The following is a 19,297-nucleotide window of genomic DNA, read 5'->3' as shown; positions in this document are numbered from 1 at the left end:
AGACTAACCTGTCCAGCCCGCCAAGTTGCGTTTTGCGACGCCAAGCAGCGCCTCAATATGCGCGTCGTCATCGTTTAGGCATGGAATATAGGTGAAGCTCTCTCCGCCTGCTTCGATGAAGGCCTCTTGAATTTCTTCCTGAATTTCTTCCAGAGTTTCGATGCAATCAGCTGAAAATGCGGGTGCGATTACGGCGATGTTCTTCTTGCCCGTTTCAGCAAGGCGCGCGACCTCTTTCACCGTATAGGGCTTAAGCCACTCCTCGGGGCCAAACACCGACTGGAACGTCGTGGTGATCTCGCCCTCATCCCAACCAAGCCGTTCCCTCAACAGCCGCGTGCCTTTCTGGCATTGGCAATGATACGGATCGCCCTGCTTAAGGTACCGCTCGGGCATCCCATGATAGGACACTACAAGAAGATCGGGGCGTGTGTCCAAAGCGGCATAGCCACGTTCAACGGACTGAGCCAACGCATCGACGTAGGCTGGATCGTCAAAATAAGGCTCGATCGTACGGCTGGCGGGTTGCCAGGTTTCATCCATTAAGGCGCGGAAGAACTGATCATTTGCAGTGCCCATCGTAGCGCCCGCATACTGCGGATAAAGCGGGAAGAACAGGATGCGGTCGCATCCAGCTTTTACCATCTCTTGCACCTTTGATTTTGTCGACGGATTGCCATAGCGCATGCAGAAATCAGTGACTATTTCAGCGCCAAATCGTTTTTCCAGTCCGGCCCGTAATTTGACGATTTGCTGCTTGGTGATCGTCATCAGCGGGCTTTCACCCTCATCTTCGTTCCAAATCGACTTGTACGCTTCGCCTGATGAAAACGGACGTTTCGTCAGAATGATACCTTGAAGGATCGGCTGCCATTTCCACGCGGGATAATCGATGACTCGCTTGTCTGACAAAAACTCACTCAGGTAACGGCGCATCGACCAGTAGTCATAGCCGTCGGGGGTGCCAAGGTTGGCGAACAGAACGCCGATCTTGCGGGGCGGGATCGTTGGGTGGTCAGAAGGCTTTTCCATGATCATTGGTACGCTCCGTTGGCTATGTTGGATCAATTGCGGGCGGGTGCTGTCGAGTCAATCAGACAAGTTGTTTTCGTCGGTTCCAAGCGCATCTGCAAGTCGAGCTGCTGCCGAGCCGGGTCGCAATGGCTTTGGCTGGCTGTCATCAGGTGCCCATCCGGTCAGGAAAACAAGATCGAAGCTGGCCTTAATGCGGTTGTCGTCGGTTGGGAAATGCAAAGAATAGCGATCTTCGAGCATGGTAAGGAAGTTACGAGTGAGAGGTTTGGATAGTCTCTGTTCCAGCGCATTTCGCTCTCCCATCAGCCGCAGGTCACCTAACAGGCTGGCGACGGAGCGATACGACACCTCACGTAGATCACTGTCCGCTACGGGAAGTGCGAAACCGGCGCGTTGTAGCAATGCGCCTAAGTCGCGGATCTCGCCCATTGGTAGAATGCGCGGAGATAGCCCGCCGGTGATTTCAATTTCGACTTCAGACAGGACCGCCCGTAACTCGGCCAGTGTCTGGCCGCCAAACAGCACCCCAATGAACAACCCATCGGGCTTAAGGGCGCGCTTGGCTTGAATGATCTGCCCGACAGGATCGTTTGCCCAATGAAGGCACAGGCCATGGATCACCAGATCGTGGACACCAGGATCAAGATCCAGCGTCTCTTCGTCCGCAATGATCTTGGCTGCGGGGAAGACGGTTTGCCACACATGGGGGAAACCTGTGACAACGGCAGGGTTGGTAAACGTTCTGTTAACCTCTGACAGGCGATCCTGCACCTGATCAGCTGCGAGCTGTTGCAGGAACATGCCCTCATCCCTTGCGCGCGCGCGGTTTTGCAGCAGTTGCGCGCGGTCGGTAAGCTTTGGTGGCGTGGTGGGATCAGCTTGCGTCATGGCGCGGAACATAGTTGGAGGCTTGGAAAATGCAAATGCTGCTTGGCGCGCTTTATCCGCCGCAATGCGTAAGTTGCGATGCACCCACAGACACCGATTTTGGATTATGTGGCGACTGCTGGAAGGGCACACCTTTCATCGAAGGGTTGGTGTGCGACCTATGCGGCGATCCCCTGCCCGGCGAGGATGACGGTCAACTGGTTCATTGTGACGCCTGCCTGACAACCAAACGACCTTGGCATCAAGGGCGATCGGCGATGGTTTATGCAGAGAATGCGCGCCGCCTGATACTTGCGCTGAAACACGGCGACCGCCCAGAATTATCGCGCGCAGCTGCCCCTTGGCTTGCGCGCGCCGCCGCCCCTTTGCTAACCGACAGAACGATTATCGTGCCGGTCCCAATCCACAGATCACGACTGTTTCGGCGACGCTATAATCAATCTGCAGAACTTGCGCGGGCAATGTCCTTTCAGACGGGCCTTAAGTGTGTACCAGATGCACTTGTCCGATTGCGGCGTACCATGGTGCATGATGGCATGGGAGCCGATCAACGCTTTGCAAACATGGAAGGTGCGATTGGCCTGAACTCAAAACCCGCCGTGGCGCTACAGGGGCGCGATGTTCTGCTGCTGGATGACGTTATGACTTCGGGCGCGACGTTTGATGCAGCCACGCGCGCCTGTCTTGTGGCGGGTGCCGATCACGTCCGCGTGCTTTCCCTTGCTCGCGTGGGACTTGGCTCCTAAGTTTCGCTCGTTCTGGCTCGTACCAGAGACAGTTTGATAACGGAGCGCATTATGCAGCCAGTCACGATCTACACCTCTCCGCTTTGCGGGTATTGCCACGCGGCAAAGCGCCTATTGAAGGGCAAGAATGTCTCGTTCGATGAGATCGATGTGATGATGAACCCAGAAAAGCGACAGGAAATGATGAAGCGCGCTCATGGTGGCCACACCGTGCCGCAGATTTTTGTGGGCGACATCCACGTGGGCGGGTTTGACGATCTATCGGCGTTGGATCGGGTCGGGAAATTGGATCCGCTTCTGGCGAGTTAGAGTATGAAAACGGCTCTGATCCAGTTCACCGCAGGCGATGATCCTGTCGCCAATCTTAAGGTCGTTCGCCAGATGGTTCGCGATGCCGCAAAAGGCGGTGCCGAGTTCGTATTGACGCCCGAAGTGTCCAATATTGTATCAACCAGCCGGCGTCATAGCGATGCCGTTCTATCAACCGAGGATCAGGACCCGTTCCTGAAAGAAATGCGGGCGGAAGCGGCGGCGCTGGGCATTTGGCTGATGATTGGCTCATTGGCTATCAAAACAGACTGCGACGATGACCGTCTGGCCAATCGGTGCTATTTGATCACGCCGGAGGGTGACATTGCCGCCCACTATGACAAAATTCACATGTTTGATGTCCAGATCGACGAGACGGAAACTTATCGCGAAAGCGCGGGTTACCGTCCCGGGCGTCAGGCGGTTGTGGCGAATACACCCTTTGCCAAGATCGGGTTGACGATCTGCTATGACATGCGGTTCCCCCATTTGTTCAGAAAGCTTGCCAAAGCGGGGGCAACAATTATCACGGCACCCGCTGCGTTTTCGCCGGTGACAGGCCGCGCACATTGGGAAAGCCTGTTGCGCGCCCGCGCCATCGAAAACGGCGTATTCATTCTTGCTCCTGCGCAATGCGGCCAGAATGGGCCAAAGCGGGCAACGCATGGACATTCTCTGGTGATTTCGCCCTGGGGCGAGGTTTTAGCGGACGGAGGCACCGCGCCGGGCATCACAATGGTTGATCTTGACCTAGATGACGTGGGAAGGTCGCGCCGACGCGTACCGTCGCTTGATCATGATCGCGAATTTGAAGGCCCTTGATGTCGGAAAGCTCTGTAGAAACCCTTTCGGTTGCTTTGTTCAGTGAAATGTTCATGGCAGACCAGCTGGCGCGAAATCGCTTGTCAAAGGCGCTGCCGAAAGGGATGGAGCTGAGCCATTTCTCGGTATTGAACCATTTGGCGCGATTGAATGAAGAAAAAAGCCCGGCGCAGTTGGCAAAAGCGTTTCACGTCACGCGGGGCGCGATGACCAATACGCTGAACAAGCTGGAATGGGCGGGTCATGTGCATATTCGCCCTGACTGGGACGACGCGCGGCGTAAATTCGTCACTATTTCACCTTCGGGACGGTCGGCACGAGATGCGGCACTTCAGGCGATCACACCCATCATTGCGAACATGGTTACCAAGATTGGCCCCGATAAAGTCCGTCAGGTGTTGCCTGTTTTGCGCGAAATGCGTCAGCTGCTGAGCGAAGCCGAATGAACACACTCGAGTTTGCGACGGACCTGCTTGTTCAGTCAGGCCAGTGTGATGTTCGGTTATTTTCAGACCGCATAGTCCAGACTACGCCAGACGAGCCGAATTTTTGGTTTGGCAATCGCGTGTTGTTTAAGGCTGCACCCGTGGATGCAGACACGCTGATCGCACAATTTCGGGCGGATATCCCGGATGCAGAGCACATTTGCATCGGCTGGGATATCGCCAGCCCTGTGCTTAGCGACATCGAAGCCGTGTTTGAGAAAACAGAGCTTAAAGTTGAGCAGGCAGATACGCTATCTTTGCCGGGTAAGCTCAAGCGAACGGAAGCGCCAGACGGTATTGTGATACGCCCGTTTCAGACGATGGAAGACTGGGCGCAAAGCGAAGCCATAGGCAAGATTGATCTGCTGAAGGAAGATTATGTCGAGCGTGGCATGGACACTTTCTTGCGCAACAAGTCGGCGGCACGGCGCGCGCAGATTGGCAAGGGTTTGGGTCAATGGTTCGGTGCATTCGATGGCGATAGGTTGGCCGGTGATATGGGAATATTCCACGATGATCGCCTGATTCGTTATCAGTCAGTCCAAACGCACGAAGATTATCGCCGCCGCGGTATCTGCTCGGCCCTTCTTTGTGCGAGCCTTGATTGGGCGAGGGCACGCGCACCAAATGCTCGTCCTGTGATCGTGGCAAATGCCAATAGCGATGCTGGGCGGCTTTATCGCCGCGCCGGATTCGCGCTGGCCGAAACCACCGTCAGCGCGTACTTACCGCCGAAAGAATGACGTGTTCAGGTTTGGGGCTTCACCGATGCCATGGCATAGTTCACCGACAAATCGCGGTCCGAGATTGACCAACTCCAACCCAGTGGGTTGAAGACCATCCCCTTGCGATCCACCACATCCAGACCCGCCTTGGCGATAAGATCAGCCAGTTCGTCAGGTGTGATAAACTTGGACCATTCATGTGTGCCTTTTGGCAGCCAACGCATCACATGTTCAGCACCGACAATCGCAACCATGAAGCTTTTCGGATTTCGATTGATCGTTGACGCCACCATCAATCCGCCGGGCTTGAGCAATTTCTGACAGGCGGTCAAATAAGCCAGTGGATCGGCGACGTGTTCGACCACTTCCATGTTCAGAACGACGTCAAATTGTTCGCCCGCTTCTGCCATCGCTTCGGCAGTGGTGTGGCGGTAGTCGATTTCCAGCCCCATCTGTTCGGCATGAACCTGCGCCACCGGGATGTTTCCCGCTGCGGCATCGGCACCAACGACCGTCGCGCCAAGCCGTGTCATGGGCTCGGACAACAGGCCTCCACCACAACCGATATCCAACAGACGCAGCCCCTTGAAAGGCTCCACATCATTCAAATCCCGTCCAAATTCCGCGGCAATCTGGTTTGTGATATAGTCCAGACGCACCGGGTTCATCATGTGAAGCGGCTTAAACTTGCCAGTGGTGTCCCACCATTCGGCAGCCATGGCCTCAAACTTGGCCACTTCGGCTGGATCAACGGTGGTCTGTGCGTCAGTATTCATCGCGGGCGACTTTCTTTCTGATAGCGGGCAAGTTCCCACCATTATATAGAGGACATATGGACAAGGCCGCAGGAAAAAACAACGCGACACAGAGGCTCTATCCGTCGATTGACCCTTACGATCGGCGGATGCTTGATGTGGGCGATGGACACAAGCTTTATGTAGAGCAAAGCGGTAATCCGCACGGTATCCCCGTTGTGGTTCTTCATGGTGGACCGGGTGGCGGATCATCCCCCGCGATGCGACGGTTTTTTAATCCAGATGATTATCGGATCATCCTGTTTGATCAGCGCGGCTGTGGACGCTCGCGACCTCACGCCAGTATTGAAGCCAACACCACGTGGCATTTGGTCAGTGATATCGAACATATCCGCCTGACGTTGGGGATTGATCGATGGGTCGTGTTTGGCGGCAGCTGGGGTGCGACCTTGGCGCTTATCTATGCGCAAGCCCACCCAACGCGTGTTGCCTGGCTGGTGCTGCGCGGCGTGTTCCTTGCCACGAAGGCAGAACTGAATTGGTTCTACGGTGGTGGTGCAGGCAAGTTTTGGCCTGAGCTTTGGGAGCGGTTTGAAGGGCTGATTCCCGAGGATGAACGTCACGACATGATTGCGGCGTATCACCGCCGGCTTTTCTCAGGCAATCAACGCGAAGAAACACGATATGCAAAAGCATGGACCGGGTGGGAAAACGCGTTGGCTTCGATCCAGAATACGGGCACGATGATCGACAGCCCAGCCGACTATGCGCGCGCCTTTGCGCGGATCGAAAACCACTATTTCACCCATGGCGCGTTTTTGGATGAGGACAACAAGATACTGCGCGATATGCCACGTATTGCTCAGATTCCGGGCACAATTGTGCAGGGGCGCCACGACATGATCTGCCCTCCAACCACAGCGTGGCAGCTGCATCAACGCTGGCCAACGTCAGAGTTGCGGATGATCCATCTGGCAGGTCATGCATTGTCCGAACGCGGCATCGCGGATGAGCTGTTGCACACGATGGAAAAGCTGGCACGTCAGCGCGATACGCTGGGGGTTTAATACCTACTTCTGCTCTGATAGTGTTGCTAAAATGTTCTTCTAAATGAGATTATCATGAACGACGAAGCTGGCCCTATTCATTTGATCGAAGACGACAATACCGGAGACCGGTTTCTGGTTTATGGGACCGATAGAGGCCCAATGCTAGATATCCGGTTTGAAGGGGAAACTCTTTGGATGTCTCAGGCGCAGATTGCTGAATTGTTTGGTAAAGATCGGACAAGTGTAACGAAACATATTGTCAAAATATTTGATGAAGGAGAGTTGGACGAAGAGACTTCTGTGAAAAAAGTTCACATAAGTATTGGAAGGCCAATCACACTGTATAACTTAGACATGATAATATCGGTTGGATACCGGGTTTCTTCGGCTCAAGCCACGCTGTTTCGCCGTTGGTCAACAGGTGTCCTAGTTCAATACGCGAAGAAGGGATTTATAGTAGACGCAATTCGGTTGAAGAATCCCGAAAACACGGATCGCTTGAAAGAGTTACGAGAGCTCATCCGGGATATTCGCTCTGATGAGGCCAATGTCTACCGTGAACTCAAAGCAATCTGTGCGATGTGTTCTGATTACAAATCAGGATCTGCGCAGTGGGTAGATTTCTACAAGACCACCCAGGCTAAACTTGTTCATGCAGTGGTGTCGCATACACCCGCAGAAGTGATCATGGGTCGAGCTGACGCCAAACCACCAAATATGGGATTGACCAACTGGGTAAACGACAACATCCGCAAAACAGATGTGACTGTGTCCAAAAATTACTTAGCTGAAACCGAACTAAAAGAGCTTAATCGACTCACTACAATATTGCTCGATATTTTTGAAGATCAGGCTGATCTTGGCAGGCTTGCGACGATGCTAGACGTGCAGTCGCTTTTGGACAAACAACTGGATAATTTGGGACGTGTTGTTTTGCGGGACGGAGGTACAGTCAGCAAGAAACAAGCTGACAGCCATGCACGCACCGAATACGCCAAATACAAAGAAGCCAAGAAGGTCGAGCGCCACAAAAAGGCGGATGAAGATATCGCCGCACTTGCCCAAGAAGTTAAGCGCCTTCCGCGAACCAAGCGGTGACCCCTTGCATCCCCGCAGCATCTGACCTATATCCCTTCACAACAGCGGCGCTTCGGCCTCCACCCCCGAAGCTCCACCGGAAATTCCGACGGGCCCGCTGGCCCGTTTTTTTGTTTTGGAGATACGTGTGAGCAACCTTGTTGCCAAAGCAGCGATAGATCGTCGGATCGCCGACATTGTCGAACCTGTCATCGAAGACATGGGGTTTGAACTTGTTCGTCTGCGCCTGATGGGCGGCAAGACTGCGACGCTTCAGATCATGGCTGAACGTCCCGAAGGTGGGATCGAAGTTGACGAGTGCGCCGAGATCTCGACCGCCGTTAGCGCGCTGTTGGATGTCGAGGATCCAATCGAAGACAACTATACGCTCGAAGTTGGGTCGCCCGGCATTGACCGTCCGCTGACGCGTCTGAAAGATTTCGACGCATCAAGCGGTCATGTTGCCAAGATCGAGACCTCTGAACTGATTGACGGCCGCAAGCGCTTTAAGGGCGTATTGGCGGGGACCGAAGGCAACGAGGTTCTGATCGAGATCGAAAACCAAGGCGAGACCGTCACCATTGGTCTGGACTTTGACTGGCTGTCAGAAGCCAAGCTTGTACTGACAGATGAACTTATCCGCGAGGCTTTGAGCCAACGCAAAGATGCTGGGCAGATCGACGAAGCTCAGTTTGATGAAATTCAAGAAATCACCGGTTCTGAGGAGGACTGAGATCATGGCTATTACTTCTGCAAACCAGTTGGAGCTGCTCCAAACTGCCGAGGCCGTCGCTCGTGAGAAGATGATCGACCCGGGGCTGGTTATTGAGGCGATGGAAGAAAGCCTCGCACGGGCTGCTAAGTCGCGTTACGGCGCTGAAATGGACATTCGCGTGGCCATCGACCGTAAGACCGGTCGCGCCACCTTCACTCGTGTACGCACCGTGGTCGAAGAAGAAGAGCTGGAAAACTATCAGGCTGAGTTCACCGTTGAGCAAGCTAAGCAATACATGGAAAACCCAGCCATCGGCGACACGTTCGTCGAAGAAGTTCCACCCGTTGAAATGGGCCGGATTGCTGCGCAGTCCGCTAAGCAGGTGATCTTGCAGAAAGTTCGCGAAGCCGAGCGTGATCGCCAGTTCGAAGAATTCAAAGACCGCGCCGGCACGATCATCAATGGTCAGGTCAAACGCGAAGAATACGGCAATGTCATCGTTGATGTGGGCACGGGTGAAGCCATCCTGCGCCGCAACGAAAAGATCGGCCGCGAAAGCTATCGCCCGAACGACCGTATCCGTTGCTACATCAAAGATGTCCGTCGCGAGACGCGCGGCCCACAGATTTTCCTGTCGCGCACTGCGCCAGAGTTCATGGCCGAACTGTTCAAGATGGAAGTGCCAGAGATCTACGATGGTATCATCGAGATTAAGGCCGTTGCCCGCGACCCCGGTTCGCGTGCGAAGATCGCTGTGATCTCGTATGATAACTCGATTGATCCCGTTGGCGCTTGTGTTGGTATGCGTGGATCGCGGGTACAGGCTGTTGTGAACGAGCTTCAGGGCGAGAAAATCGACATCATCCCGTGGAACGAAGACCAGCCGACATTCCTTGTGAACGCGCTTCAACCTGCCGAAGTGTCGAAGGTTGTTCTGGACGAAGAAGCTGGTAAGATCGAGGTTGTGGTCCCCGATGAGCAATTGTCGCTGGCCATTGGTCGCCGCGGTCAGAACGTACGTTTGGCTTCGCAACTGACAAACCTCGACATCGACATCATGACAGACGCCGAGGAAAGCGAACGTCGCCAGAAAGAGTTTGCCGTGCGCACCGCGCTGTTTATGGAAACGCTCGATTTGGACGAATTCTTCGCCCAGCTACTCGTGTCTGAAGGTTTCACAAACCTCGAAGAAGTTGCCTATGTCGAAGTTGACGAGCTGCTGGTCATCGACGGTGTTGACGAAGCCACTGCAGGTGAACTTCAGGCTCGTGCACGCGATTATCTGGAAGCTCAGAATGCCAAAGCATTGGAGAATGCGCGTGCGCTGGGTGTCGAAGACAGCTTGATTGCGTTCGAAGGTTTGACCGCTCAGATGGTCGAAGCGCTGGCAGAAGACGGCGTGAAATCGCTGGAAGATTTCGCAACCTGTGCGGACTGGGAGCTGGCTGGAGGCTGGACCACCGTGGATGGCGAGCGTTCGAAAGACGATGGCTCGCTTGAGAAATTTGGCATCACGCTGGAACAGGCACAAGACATGGTTATGACCGCCCGGATTATGCTGGGTTGGGTCGATCCTGCTGAACTTGAAACAGAAGAGGCCGAAGGCGAAGACGAACTGGCAACCGAGGAGGCCGAGGCCTGATCTCAGGTCTCGGAGGAACGGCGCATGACGCGCGGTGGCCATAGAACGCGGCCGGAAGAGCCCGAACGGCGCTGTATTGCGACCGGGGAAACCCAGCCATCCGCTGGAATGATCCGATTTGTCGTAGGGCCCGATGGGTCGGTGGTGCCGGACCTTTTGGGCAAGTTGCCCGGTCGCGGGATTTGGGTGTCTGCGGATCGTTCTGCGCTTGAGAAAGCGGCCACTAAGGGTCTGTTCTCTCGCGGGGCAAAACAGCAGGTATCTGTGCCGGATGACTTGCTGCCGATGCTGGAAAAAGGGTTGGCGGCACGGGTTGTTCACCTGATCAGCCTTGCCCGAAAAGCGGGCGGTGCGGTCGCCGGGTTTGAAAAGGTGAAAGACTGGCTTGTTAAGGAACAGGCTGCGGTTTTGATCCAGGCCTCTGACGGGTCAGAGCGGGGCAAATCGAAGCTTCGCCCGCCGCAAGGCAAAGACCAGTTCTTTACCTGTCTTACGGCAGATGAGCTGGGATTGGCCTTCGGGCGTGAAAATGTGATACATGGCGCGCTTGCGTCTGGTGGTTTGGCATCTCGTGTTGTACAGGAAGCCAAGAAACTACAAGCGATGCGCGTGCAAGATAGCGACGGTGGCAAGGGTCACCGGAAAGGTACGAAGATCAGATGAGCGATAATGACGGTAAAAAGACCCTGGGACTGCGTGGCGGTGGACGCCCCGGTCAAGTGAAGCAGAGCTTCAGCCACGGGCGGACGAAAAACGTCGTGGTCGAAACGAAACGTAAGCGCATTGTCGTGCCCAAGCCGGGCGCGGCTGGCGGCGCTGGTGCCGCGTCTCCGGCAGCGGGTGACCCTAAGAAACGTCCCGCAGGTATTTCAGATGCCGAGTTGGAGCGCCGTATGAAGGCGCTTAAGGCAGCCAAAGCACGCGAGACGGAAGAAGCCGCAAAACGCGAAGCGGAAGAAAAGGCACGCGACGAAAGCCGCCGCCGTCGCCGCGAAGAGGCTGAAGCCAAAGAACGCGAAGAGCGTGAGCGCGAAGAGGCCTTGAAGGCCAAGGCAGTCGAAGATGAGCGCAAGAAGCGTGAGGCCGAAGAAGCCAAAGCCCGTGCCAAGCAACCCGCACCCGCCGCCGATCCGGCTGCAGCGCAGGCTGCCGAACAACGTGGTCCAGGCAAGACGGCGTCGGCCCCGCGCAAGAAAGATGACCGCGGTGGCGCCAATGACCGTCAGAACCGAAATACCAAGGGTGGTCGCGATGACGGCCGCAGGTCTGGAAAACTGACGCTGAACCAAGCTCTGCGTGGCGGCGGCGATCGTCACCGTTCGGTTGCATCTATGCGCCGTAAGCAAGAACGCGCGCGTCAGAAAGCCATGGGTGAGAATGTCGAGCGGGAAAAGGTCATTCGCGAAGTGCAATTGCCAGAAGCCATCGTGGTTTCAGAGCTTGCCAACCGCATGGCCGAACGCGTTGCGGATGTCGTAAAATCGCTCATGAATATGGGTATGATGGTTACACAAAACCAAACCATTGATGCTGACACTGCTGAACTGATCATCGAAGAGTTTGGACACAAAATCGTCCGGGTCTCGGATGCTGACGTGGAAGACGTGATCGATCAGGTTGACGACAAAGACGAAGATCTTGTCGCGCGGCCTCCGGTCATCACGATCATGGGCCACGTTGACCACGGTAAAACGTCTCTGTTGGACGCCATTCGTGATGCGAAAGTGACGGCGGGTGAAGCTGGCGGTATCACGCAGCACATCGGCGCTTATCAAGTTGCAACAGATGACGGCACAGTCCTGTCGTTCCTCGATACTCCTGGTCACGCTGCGTTTACGTCGATGCGCGCGCGCGGTGCTCAGGTAACTGATATCGTGGTTTTGGTTGTCGCCGCTGATGATGCGGTCATGCCGCAAACCATCGAAGCGATTAACCACGCCAAGGCGGCTGATGTGCCAATGATTGTTGCGATCAACAAATGCGACAAGCCATCCGCGAACCCTGATCAAGTGCGTACAGAACTTCTGCAGCACGAAGTGATCGTCGAGAAAATGTCCGGCGACGTGCAGGATGTTGAGGTCTCGGCCATCACAGGCGCTGGGCTTGATACTCTTTTGGAAGCGATTGCGCTGCAGTCGGAAATCCTCGAACTGAAAGCCAACCCAAAACGTGCCGCTTCAGGTGCAGTCATTGAAGCTCAGCTTGATGTGGGTCGTGGACCTGTTGCTACTGTTCTGGTTCAGAACGGGACGCTTAAACAAGGCGATATTTTCGTTGTGGGCGAGCAATACGGTAAAGTCCGTGCGCTGGTGAATGATCGCGGAGATCGTGTTCAAGAAGCCGGTCCTTCGGTCCCGGTCGAAGTGCTTGGTCTGAACGGTACACCAGAGGCAGGCGACGTTCTGAACGTTGTTGATACCGAAGCACAGGCGCGTGAGATTGCGGAGTATCGTCATCAGGCAGCCAAAGACAAACGCGCTGCGGCTGGTGCTGCGACCACGCTTGAACAGATGATGGCAAAAGCGAAAGCTGACGAAGATGTCGCCGAGCTGCCAATTCTGGTCAAAGCCGACGTGCAAGGTTCTGCCGAAGCCATCGTTCAAGCGATGGAGAAAATCGGCAACGACGAAGTCCGCGTTCGCGTGTTGCACTATGGTGTTGGCGCGATCACGGAGTCAGATATCGGTCTGGCGGAAGCGTCAGGCGCCCCAGTGATTGGCTTCAACGTTCGTGCGAATACATCTGCGCGCAACACAGCCAACCAAAAGGGTGTCGAGATCCGCTACTACTCGGTCATTTATGACCTTGTGGACGACGTGAAAGCGGCGGCTTCCGGCCTGCTGTCGGCCGAGGTTCGCGAGAACTTCATCGGCTACTCGGAGATCCGCGAAGTCTTCAAGGTGTCGGGTGTCGGCAAGGTTGCTGGTTGTCTGGTTACCGAAGGTGTCGCCCGTCGTTCGGCTGGCGTGCGCCTGCTGCGTGACAATGTGGTCATCCACGAAGGTACGCTGAAGACACTGAAGCGCTTCAAGGACGAGGTCAAAGAGGTGATCTCGGGTCAAGAATGTGGCATGGCGTTTGAGAACTACGAAGACATTCGCCCCGGCGACGTGATCGAGATCTTCGAACGTGAAGAAGTTGAGCGTTCGCTCGAGTAATTCGAGCGCGACCACAAAAAGAAAAGGGGACGGTTCAACCGTCCCCTTTTTCGTTCACCCAGATGAACTATGCAGAAATAAGTTTACGCAGCTTTGCGTTGGGCCACAGGGCGCCCCGAAAACAGGCGGTCTTCAACCCGAACGACGATGCGCCCGTCAGAAAGATCGCGAACATACTGTCCCTGTACCATGACACAAGTGCCAATCATGATCGTACGTAACATCTGAATTCTCCCCAATCCAAAAGCACTGATTCGGCACAACCTTAACAGGAATAGTGATACAGATCACAATTTTGTCGCATTTGGGCGAATTACAGCCAGTCGCGTAGTATTGGGATCAAGGGTAGGTCCGCTGGGGGCATGGGATAGTCGCGAAGATGTTCGGGCCTTACCCATTTAAGTGTCTGACCTTCTTGCGGTTTTGGTTGCCCGTCCCATTTCCGGCACGCGAAGACGGGCATCAACAGGTGAAAATCATCATAGCTGTGGCTGGCGAAGGTCAAGGGTGCAAGACATGATGTCCAAGTGTTGATGCCCAGCTCTTCGTGAAGCTCTCGCACCAGCGCTTGTTCGGGCGTCTCGCCTGTCTCGACCTTTCCACCCGGAAACTCCCATAGCCCTGCCATGGATTTTCCCGCGGGCCGCTGCGCAAGCAATATGCGTCCATCGCGATCAATCAATGCGACAGCAGAAACAAGAACGACTTTCATAGAGAACTCCTTGAGCGCCGGCCTACGACCGGTAATCGGCGTTGATCTGGATATATCCATGCGTCAAATCGCAGGTCCAGACGGTTGCCCGTCCACTCCCGACGGCAAGATCAACCGAGACAGCCAGTTCCTCTTGTCGCATATAACTTGCCCCGTCTTCCTCGCGATACGAGGGCGAGACCCAGCCATTCTCGGCCACCAAAATATCGCCAAAACGGATCGACAGTTTGTCGCGATCTGCATACGCGCCCGACTTTCCGATAGCCATGACCACCCTGCCCCAGTTCGGATCTTCTCCGGCGATGGCGGTTTTTACCAACGGCGAATTGGCGATCGCAAGTGCATGAGTGCGTGCGTCATCGTCGGATTTCGCGCCGGTCACACTGACTTCGATAAGCTTGGTCGCCCCTTCGCCATCGCGAACGACCTGAATAGCGAGATCTTGCATCACGTTGTTCAGAGCCGTGCTGAAGGCGGCGTTGTTTTTGTCAACATCCAAGCCTGACGCCCCCGTGGCCGCAAGCAAGACCGTATCCGACGTCGATGTATCGCTATCAACAGTGATGCTGTTGAACGTCGTTGTGTTTAACTCTGACAGGATTGTCTGCAGGTCAGATTGGGCGACCTTTGCATCAGTAAAGATAAACACCAACATCGTCGCCATATCCGGCGCGATCATGCCAGAGCCTTTAGCAATTCCTGCAATGCGGACGGTGTGACCATCGATTTCAACTTCGGCGCAGGACCCTTTGGCAAACGTGTCTGTGGTACGGATGGCTTGGGCAGCAGCGGATAGCCCTTCGGATGCTAGCGCGCCTTTCAGTTCGCTGATACGCGCCGTAATGCGATCATGGGGTAAAGGTTCACCAATTACACCAGTTGAGGCGGTATAGACCCTGTTTCTTGGCACATCCAAGGTCTGTGCAACCTCGGACGTTATGGCATCTACTGACCCATCCCCGACCGATCCAGTAAACGCGTTTGAGTTTCCCGCGTTGACAAGAAAAGCGGCCCCAGCGCTTGGATCGCTGCCTAGTTTGGCCTGGCAATCCAGAACAGGGGCCGACCGGGTCGCAGATTTGGTAAATACACCTGCAATTGTGGTGCCCGGTTGCAGTTCGGCCAGCATGACGTCCAGCCGATCTGTGTATTTCACACCCGCTTTGACCGCCGAAAATCTTGCACCATCAATGACGGGCAGATCGGGGAAGTTTGGCGGGGCAAGTGGTGACACGGGGTGAGTATGCACCTTCGCGGCGGCCAAACGGGCCTTGGCTTTGCGCAGCTTCTTCTTCAGCTTTTTGATCTTTGTGTCTTTGCTCATCCCCGTGCCTTCCGGTTTAGTTGTCCAGAAGTGTCATATCACGCAGTTTTGAAGGGTCGATCCCCTCAAGCGCGATGCGATCAATCGTTGCGGCTTCTAGAAGAGTGTTTAGCGCTTGCTCAACCGCGTCATTTTCGATCTGGGCTGCGAGCTCTGCGCGGACATCGTCAAGCGGGGGCGCACCGGCCATACGGCTTTCATTCAGCTTTACTACGTGCCAACCAAACTGGGTCTGAATCGGGCCGGAAATACCACCATCGTTCATTGTCATCACGGCGTCTTCGAAAGGCTTCACCATCATACCGGGGCCGAACCACCCCAGCTCTCCGCCATTGGGTCCAGATGGCCCGGTGGAGTTTTCTTTCGCAAGCTCAGCAAAGTCCGCGCCACCTTCCAGTTGAGCAATCAGCTCTTTGGCTTTTTCTTCAGTCTCGACCAGAATATGCGATGCGTTGAACTCTTTCGTTGGCTCCGCATCGGCATATACTTTTTCATAGGCCGCTTGAAGCGCTTCGTCCGTAACAGCGCTTGCGATCAGCGCCTCGACCTTGTCGTTGGCGGCCAGTTCCCGGCGCTGGTTCTCTAACCGGATCTCGGCACGGTTGCTAAGCTCGCCCATGGCCTGACCTAGAACGGCTTGCTGTACCAGCTGTTCGACAATACCTGGCAGCAGTACATCGTCTGGCAGTGACTGAAATTGCTCGGGCAGGCTGGCGCGCACCATAATTGCATGTGCCATTGTGATGTCGTCGCCATTTACGGTCGCCAAGACAGTGTCGCCGGTAACGTCGATCATTTCGACGGCCTGATCTTCGGCTGTCGCTGTCTCTTGCGCCATCACCGGCAAGGCAACGGCAACCGACATAGCGGTCCCCAGAAGAAATACGCTGCGTTTCAACATGATTTTTGTCCTCAAATCAGGCCGGAGACCCCGGCAACATTGACAGTTTTACACCCGACGCTTACATCGCTTGAAGGCTTGAGAGCGCTGGTTCTTGGGTTCCTAGATAGGGGGCCATGCAGGGACGGGCAAGTTCCCTCTCGTCACACCAGCGTCAGAACCGCATTGAGGCAGAAAAACATGCTTGGAAAAATCGCGCGCAAGGTCTTTGGAACACCCAATGACCGTATGATCAAAGCGACCCGACCGATCGTTGAAAAAATCAACGCGCTGGAGGAAGAGTTCGCAGCGCTGACGGATGACGGCATCATTGCCAAGACCGAAGAGTTGAGAGCACGCGCGACCGGCGGCGAGAAGCTGGAAGCGATCCTGCCAGAGGCCTTTGCCAACTGCCGCGAAGCAGCAAAGCGCGCATTGGGCCTTAGGGCGTTCGACACGCAGCTGATCGGCGGCATCTTCCTGCACCGCGGAAACATTGCGGAAATGAAGACAGGTGAAGGTAAAACGCTCGTGGCGACCTTCCCCGCGTATTTGAATGCTTTGACTGGTAAGGGTGTGCATATCGTCACCGTGAACGACTATCTTGCCAAGCGGGATGCCGAATGGATGGGCAAGGTCTATGGGGCGCTGGGTCTAACAACAGGCGTTGTTTATCCGCATCAAGACGAGGCTGAGAAGCGCGCGGCGTATGCTTGCGACGTGACCTATGCCACCAACAACGAACTTGGGTTTGACTATCTGCGCGACAATATGAAGTCGGATTTGAAAGATATGTCCCAGCGTGGGCATAATTTCGCCGTCGTGGATGAAGTTGATTCGATCCTGATCGACGAGGCGCGCACCCCCTTGATCATATCCGGCCCTTCCGAAGATCGATCTGAACTATATGTCACTATTGATGCGCTGATCCCTGAGCTTACGGATGAGCACTATACCATCGATGAAAAGAACCGTGGTGCGACCTTCTCTGAGGAGGGTAATGAATTTCTTGAAGAGATCCTGCTTGCGCGGGGATTGTTGCCAGAAGGTCAATCGCTCTATGACCCAGAAAGCACCACAATCGTTCACCACGTGAACCAAGGCCTGCGTGCGCACAAACTGTTCCAACGGGACAAAGATTACATCGTGCGTGATGGCGAGGTCGTCCTGATTGACGAATTTACCGGTCGTATGATGGCAGGACGCCGCCTATCCGATGGGCTTCATCAGGCAATCGAAGCCAAAGAGGGTTGTAAGACGCAGCCGGAAAACGTGACGCTCGCCTCGGTGACGTTTCAGAACTATTTCCGGCTGTACGGCACGCTTAGTGGAATGACCGGGACGGCCCTGACCGAAGCTGACGAATTCAGCGAAATCTATGGTTTGGGTGTGGTCGAGATTCCGACCAACAAGCCCATCGCGCGGATCGATGACCACGATGCGGTCTATCGCACAACCGGTGAAAAATACAAAGCGGTGGTCGAGGAGATCCGTGAAGCCCACGAAAAAGGGCAGCCAATGCTGGTTGGCACAACATCCATCGAGAAATCCGAGATGTTGTCGAATATGCTGACTGAAGCTGACATTAAGCACGATGTTCTCAACGCGCGACAACACGAGCGTGAAGCCCAAATTGTTGCCGATGCAGGCAAGTTAGGGTCTGTTACTATCGCGACGAACATGGCTGGCCGTGGGACCGACATCAAGCTTGGCGGGAATGTAGAATTCAAAGTGATGGAGGCAATTGCCGCCGATCCAGACACCCATCCGGACGACATTCGCGCGCGGATCGAGGCCGAGCATGAAGCTGACGAGCAGGCCGTCAAAGACGCCGGCGGATTGTTTGTGTTGGCGACAGAGCGCCATGAAAGCCGCCGGATCGATAATCAGCTTCGCGGCCGGTCTGGCCGTCAAGGTGACCCGGGACGATCTTCGTTTTTCTTGTCACTTGAAGACGATCTGATGCGCATCTTCGGCTCGGAACGTCTTGAGAAAGTACTTTCGACGCTCGGAATGCAGGAAGGCGAGGCCATTGTTCATCCATGGGTCAACAAGTCTTTGGAGCGTGCTCAAGCTAAGGTCGAGGGTCGCAACTTTGACGTCCGTAAACAGCTGCTCAAATTCGATGACGTGATGAACGACCAGCGTAAGGCGATCTTTGGCCAACGCTTGGAGATCATGGAAGCAGATGACCTGTCCGAGATTGTGGGCGATATGCGTCATCAGGTGATTGACGATCTTGTTGATACCCATATGCCACCGAAATCCTATGCCGATCAGTGGGATACGGATGGTTTGCAAAGCTCAGTTGTTGAGAACCTTGGTGTTGAGACGCCGGTTGTTGACTGGGCGGCCGAAGAAGGTGTCGATGACGACAGCATTCGCGAACGACTTTACGACGCGTCGGACGAGTTCATGGCCAAGAAAGCGGCAGAGTTCGGCCCTGATACTATGCGGTCGATCGAGAAGCAGTTGATCTTGCAAACCATTGATAGCAAATGGCGTGAACATCTTTTGACCCTTGATCATCTGCGATCAGTAGTTGGGTTCCGTGGCTATGCACAACGCGATCCATTGAACGAATACAAGAACGAAGCGTTCCAGTTGTTTGAAAGTCTACTGGACGGCCTTCGATCAGATGTGACGCAGAAACTGTCGCAGATCCGACCGATGTCTCAGGACGAACAGCAAGCAATGATGCAACAGATGTTGCGCCAACAGCAGGCGATGGCCGCCGCGGCGGATGTTGCGCAGGATGAACGCGATGCAGCTGACGATGGGTTTGACGAGAACGATCCGTCAACCTGGGGCAATCCGACGCGCAATGATCCTTGCCCATGCGGATCCGGCAAAAAGTTCAAGCATTGCCACGGGCGCCTGTCCTAATGCGGTCCGGCTTAGACTCGTCACAGTAAGTTAAGCCGAAACGGGTGCTGTGCGAACAAGTTGTGTCTTTGGATTTCCGCGAAACGTTT

General features: G+C 54.9%; 19 protein-coding genes. 12 read left to right on the top strand and 7 right to left on the bottom strand.

The genetic code is table 11. The features are described from left to right. Nucleotides 1-3: 3 nt before the first annotated feature. Nucleotides 4-1,038 carry a ferrochelatase gene (gene hemH, locus V6N04_RS10640; protein ID WP_371170142.1) on the bottom strand — a complete coding sequence of 345 codons (1,035 nt, stop codon included), beginning with the start codon at nucleotides 1,036-1,038 and terminating at the stop codon, nucleotides 4-6. Between the two features lie 51 nt (nucleotides 1,039-1,089). After that, a complete protein-coding gene (locus V6N04_RS10635; RefSeq protein ID WP_371170141.1) occupies nucleotides 1,090-1,935 on the bottom strand; it encodes a methyltransferase domain-containing protein in 846 nt (281 codons plus the stop codon). A gap of 17 nt (nucleotides 1,936-1,952) precedes the next feature. Between V6N04_RS10635 and V6N04_RS10630 the strand changes: the two genes are divergently transcribed. Genes V6N04_RS10630 through V6N04_RS10610 form a run of 5 tightly spaced genes read left to right on the top strand, consistent with a single transcriptional unit; the run spans nucleotide 1,953 to nucleotide 5,028 of the window. Next, complete coding sequence (locus V6N04_RS10630; RefSeq protein ID WP_371170140.1) at nucleotides 1,953-2,669, top strand: double zinc ribbon domain-containing protein; 717 nt, start codon at nucleotides 1,953-1,955, stop codon at nucleotides 2,667-2,669. Nucleotides 2,670-2,720: 51 nt separating this feature from the next. Next, the gene (grxC, locus tag V6N04_RS10625) at nucleotides 2,721-2,978 is read left to right on the top strand and encodes a glutaredoxin 3 (RefSeq protein ID WP_371170139.1); all 258 of its coding nucleotides are present in this window, start codon (nucleotides 2,721-2,723) and stop codon (nucleotides 2,976-2,978) included. A gap of 3 nt (nucleotides 2,979-2,981) precedes the next feature. Continuing rightward, nucleotides 2,982-3,800 carry a carbon-nitrogen hydrolase family protein gene (locus V6N04_RS10620; RefSeq protein WP_371170138.1) on the top strand — a complete coding sequence of 273 codons (819 nt, stop codon included), beginning with the start codon at nucleotides 2,982-2,984 and terminating at the stop codon, nucleotides 3,798-3,800. Further along, entirely contained in the window at nucleotides 3,800-4,246 is a 447-nt protein-coding gene (locus V6N04_RS10615) for a MarR family winged helix-turn-helix transcriptional regulator (RefSeq protein ID WP_371170137.1), read from the top strand. The genes V6N04_RS10620 and V6N04_RS10615 overlap by 1 nt, the downstream gene beginning before the upstream one ends. Further along, the gene (locus V6N04_RS10610) at nucleotides 4,243-5,028 is read left to right on the top strand and encodes a GNAT family N-acetyltransferase (RefSeq protein WP_371170136.1); all 786 of its coding nucleotides are present in this window, start codon (nucleotides 4,243-4,245) and stop codon (nucleotides 5,026-5,028) included. The genes V6N04_RS10615 and V6N04_RS10610 overlap by 4 nt, the downstream gene beginning before the upstream one ends. 5 nt (nucleotides 5,029-5,033) lie before the next feature. Here V6N04_RS10610 and ubiG read toward each other — a convergent pair whose 3' ends face one another. Continuing rightward, nucleotides 5,034-5,786, bottom strand: a complete 753-nt coding sequence (ubiG, locus tag V6N04_RS10605; RefSeq protein ID WP_371170135.1) for a bifunctional 2-polyprenyl-6-hydroxyphenol methylase/3-demethylubiquinol 3-O-methyltransferase UbiG — start codon at nucleotides 5,784-5,786, stop codon at nucleotides 5,034-5,036. A 56-nt stretch (nucleotides 5,787-5,842) separates the two neighbouring features. Between ubiG and pip the strand changes: the two genes are divergently transcribed. The 6 genes from pip to infB all read left to right on the top strand — a co-directional run bounded on the left by pip (nucleotide 5,843) and on the right by infB (nucleotide 13,406). Beyond that, the gene (gene pip / locus V6N04_RS10600; RefSeq protein ID WP_371170134.1) at nucleotides 5,843-6,832 is read left to right on the top strand and encodes a prolyl aminopeptidase; all 990 of its coding nucleotides are present in this window, start codon (nucleotides 5,843-5,845) and stop codon (nucleotides 6,830-6,832) included. A gap of 54 nt (nucleotides 6,833-6,886) precedes the next feature. Then, the gene (gene rhuM, locus V6N04_RS10595) at nucleotides 6,887-7,912 is read left to right on the top strand and encodes a RhuM family protein (RefSeq protein ID WP_371170133.1); all 1,026 of its coding nucleotides are present in this window, start codon (nucleotides 6,887-6,889) and stop codon (nucleotides 7,910-7,912) included. Between the two features lie 127 nt (nucleotides 7,913-8,039). Then, nucleotides 8,040-8,624, top strand: coding sequence for a ribosome maturation factor RimP (rimP, locus tag V6N04_RS10590; protein WP_371170132.1), 585 nt, complete (start codon nucleotides 8,040-8,042; stop codon nucleotides 8,622-8,624). Nucleotides 8,625-8,628: 4 nt separating this feature from the next. Continuing rightward, nucleotides 8,629-10,248, top strand: a complete 1,620-nt coding sequence (nusA, locus tag V6N04_RS10585; protein ID WP_371170131.1) for a transcription termination factor NusA — start codon at nucleotides 8,629-8,631, stop codon at nucleotides 10,246-10,248. A 24-nt stretch (nucleotides 10,249-10,272) separates the two neighbouring features. Next, a complete protein-coding gene (locus V6N04_RS10580) occupies nucleotides 10,273-10,911 on the top strand; it encodes an RNA-binding protein (RefSeq protein WP_371170130.1) in 639 nt (212 codons plus the stop codon). Beyond that, nucleotides 10,908-13,406, top strand: a complete 2,499-nt coding sequence (gene infB / locus V6N04_RS10575; RefSeq protein WP_371170129.1) for a translation initiation factor IF-2 — start codon at nucleotides 10,908-10,910, stop codon at nucleotides 13,404-13,406. The genes V6N04_RS10580 and infB overlap by 4 nt, the downstream gene beginning before the upstream one ends. Before the next feature lie 83 nt (nucleotides 13,407-13,489). Here infB and V6N04_RS10570 read toward each other — a convergent pair whose 3' ends face one another. From V6N04_RS10570 to V6N04_RS10555, 4 genes are all read right to left on the bottom strand, one after another. Beyond that, nucleotides 13,490-13,630, bottom strand: coding sequence for a hypothetical protein (locus V6N04_RS10570; RefSeq protein WP_371170128.1), 141 nt, complete (start codon nucleotides 13,628-13,630; stop codon nucleotides 13,490-13,492). A gap of 89 nt (nucleotides 13,631-13,719) precedes the next feature. Next, nucleotides 13,720-14,118, bottom strand: a complete 399-nt coding sequence (gene mutT / locus V6N04_RS10565; RefSeq protein ID WP_371170127.1) for an 8-oxo-dGTP diphosphatase MutT — start codon at nucleotides 14,116-14,118, stop codon at nucleotides 13,720-13,722. Nucleotides 14,119-14,140: 22 nt separating this feature from the next. Beyond that, nucleotides 14,141-15,442 (bottom strand): bifunctional glutamate N-acetyltransferase/amino-acid acetyltransferase ArgJ, encoded by a 1,302-nt coding sequence (argJ, locus tag V6N04_RS10560; protein WP_371170126.1) that lies wholly within the window; start codon nucleotides 15,440-15,442, stop codon nucleotides 14,141-14,143. Nucleotides 15,443-15,458: 16 nt separating this feature from the next. Beyond that, nucleotides 15,459-16,343 (bottom strand): peptidylprolyl isomerase, encoded by an 885-nt coding sequence (locus V6N04_RS10555; RefSeq protein WP_371170125.1) that lies wholly within the window; start codon nucleotides 16,341-16,343, stop codon nucleotides 15,459-15,461. Nucleotides 16,344-16,523: 180 nt separating this feature from the next. On the opposite strand from V6N04_RS10555, the gene secA reads away from it, so the two are divergent. Continuing rightward, nucleotides 16,524-19,208, top strand: a complete 2,685-nt coding sequence (gene secA, locus V6N04_RS10550; protein ID WP_371170124.1) for a preprotein translocase subunit SecA — start codon at nucleotides 16,524-16,526, stop codon at nucleotides 19,206-19,208. The last annotated feature ends 89 nt before the right edge of the window (nucleotides 19,209-19,297 follow it).

The sequence above is a fragment of the Aliiroseovarius conchicola genome, assembly GCF_041403445.1.
Classification (GTDB): Bacteria; Pseudomonadota; Alphaproteobacteria; order Rhodobacterales; family Rhodobacteraceae; genus Aliiroseovarius; species Aliiroseovarius conchicola.
This window is presented reverse-complemented; position numbering and strand designations above follow the sequence as displayed.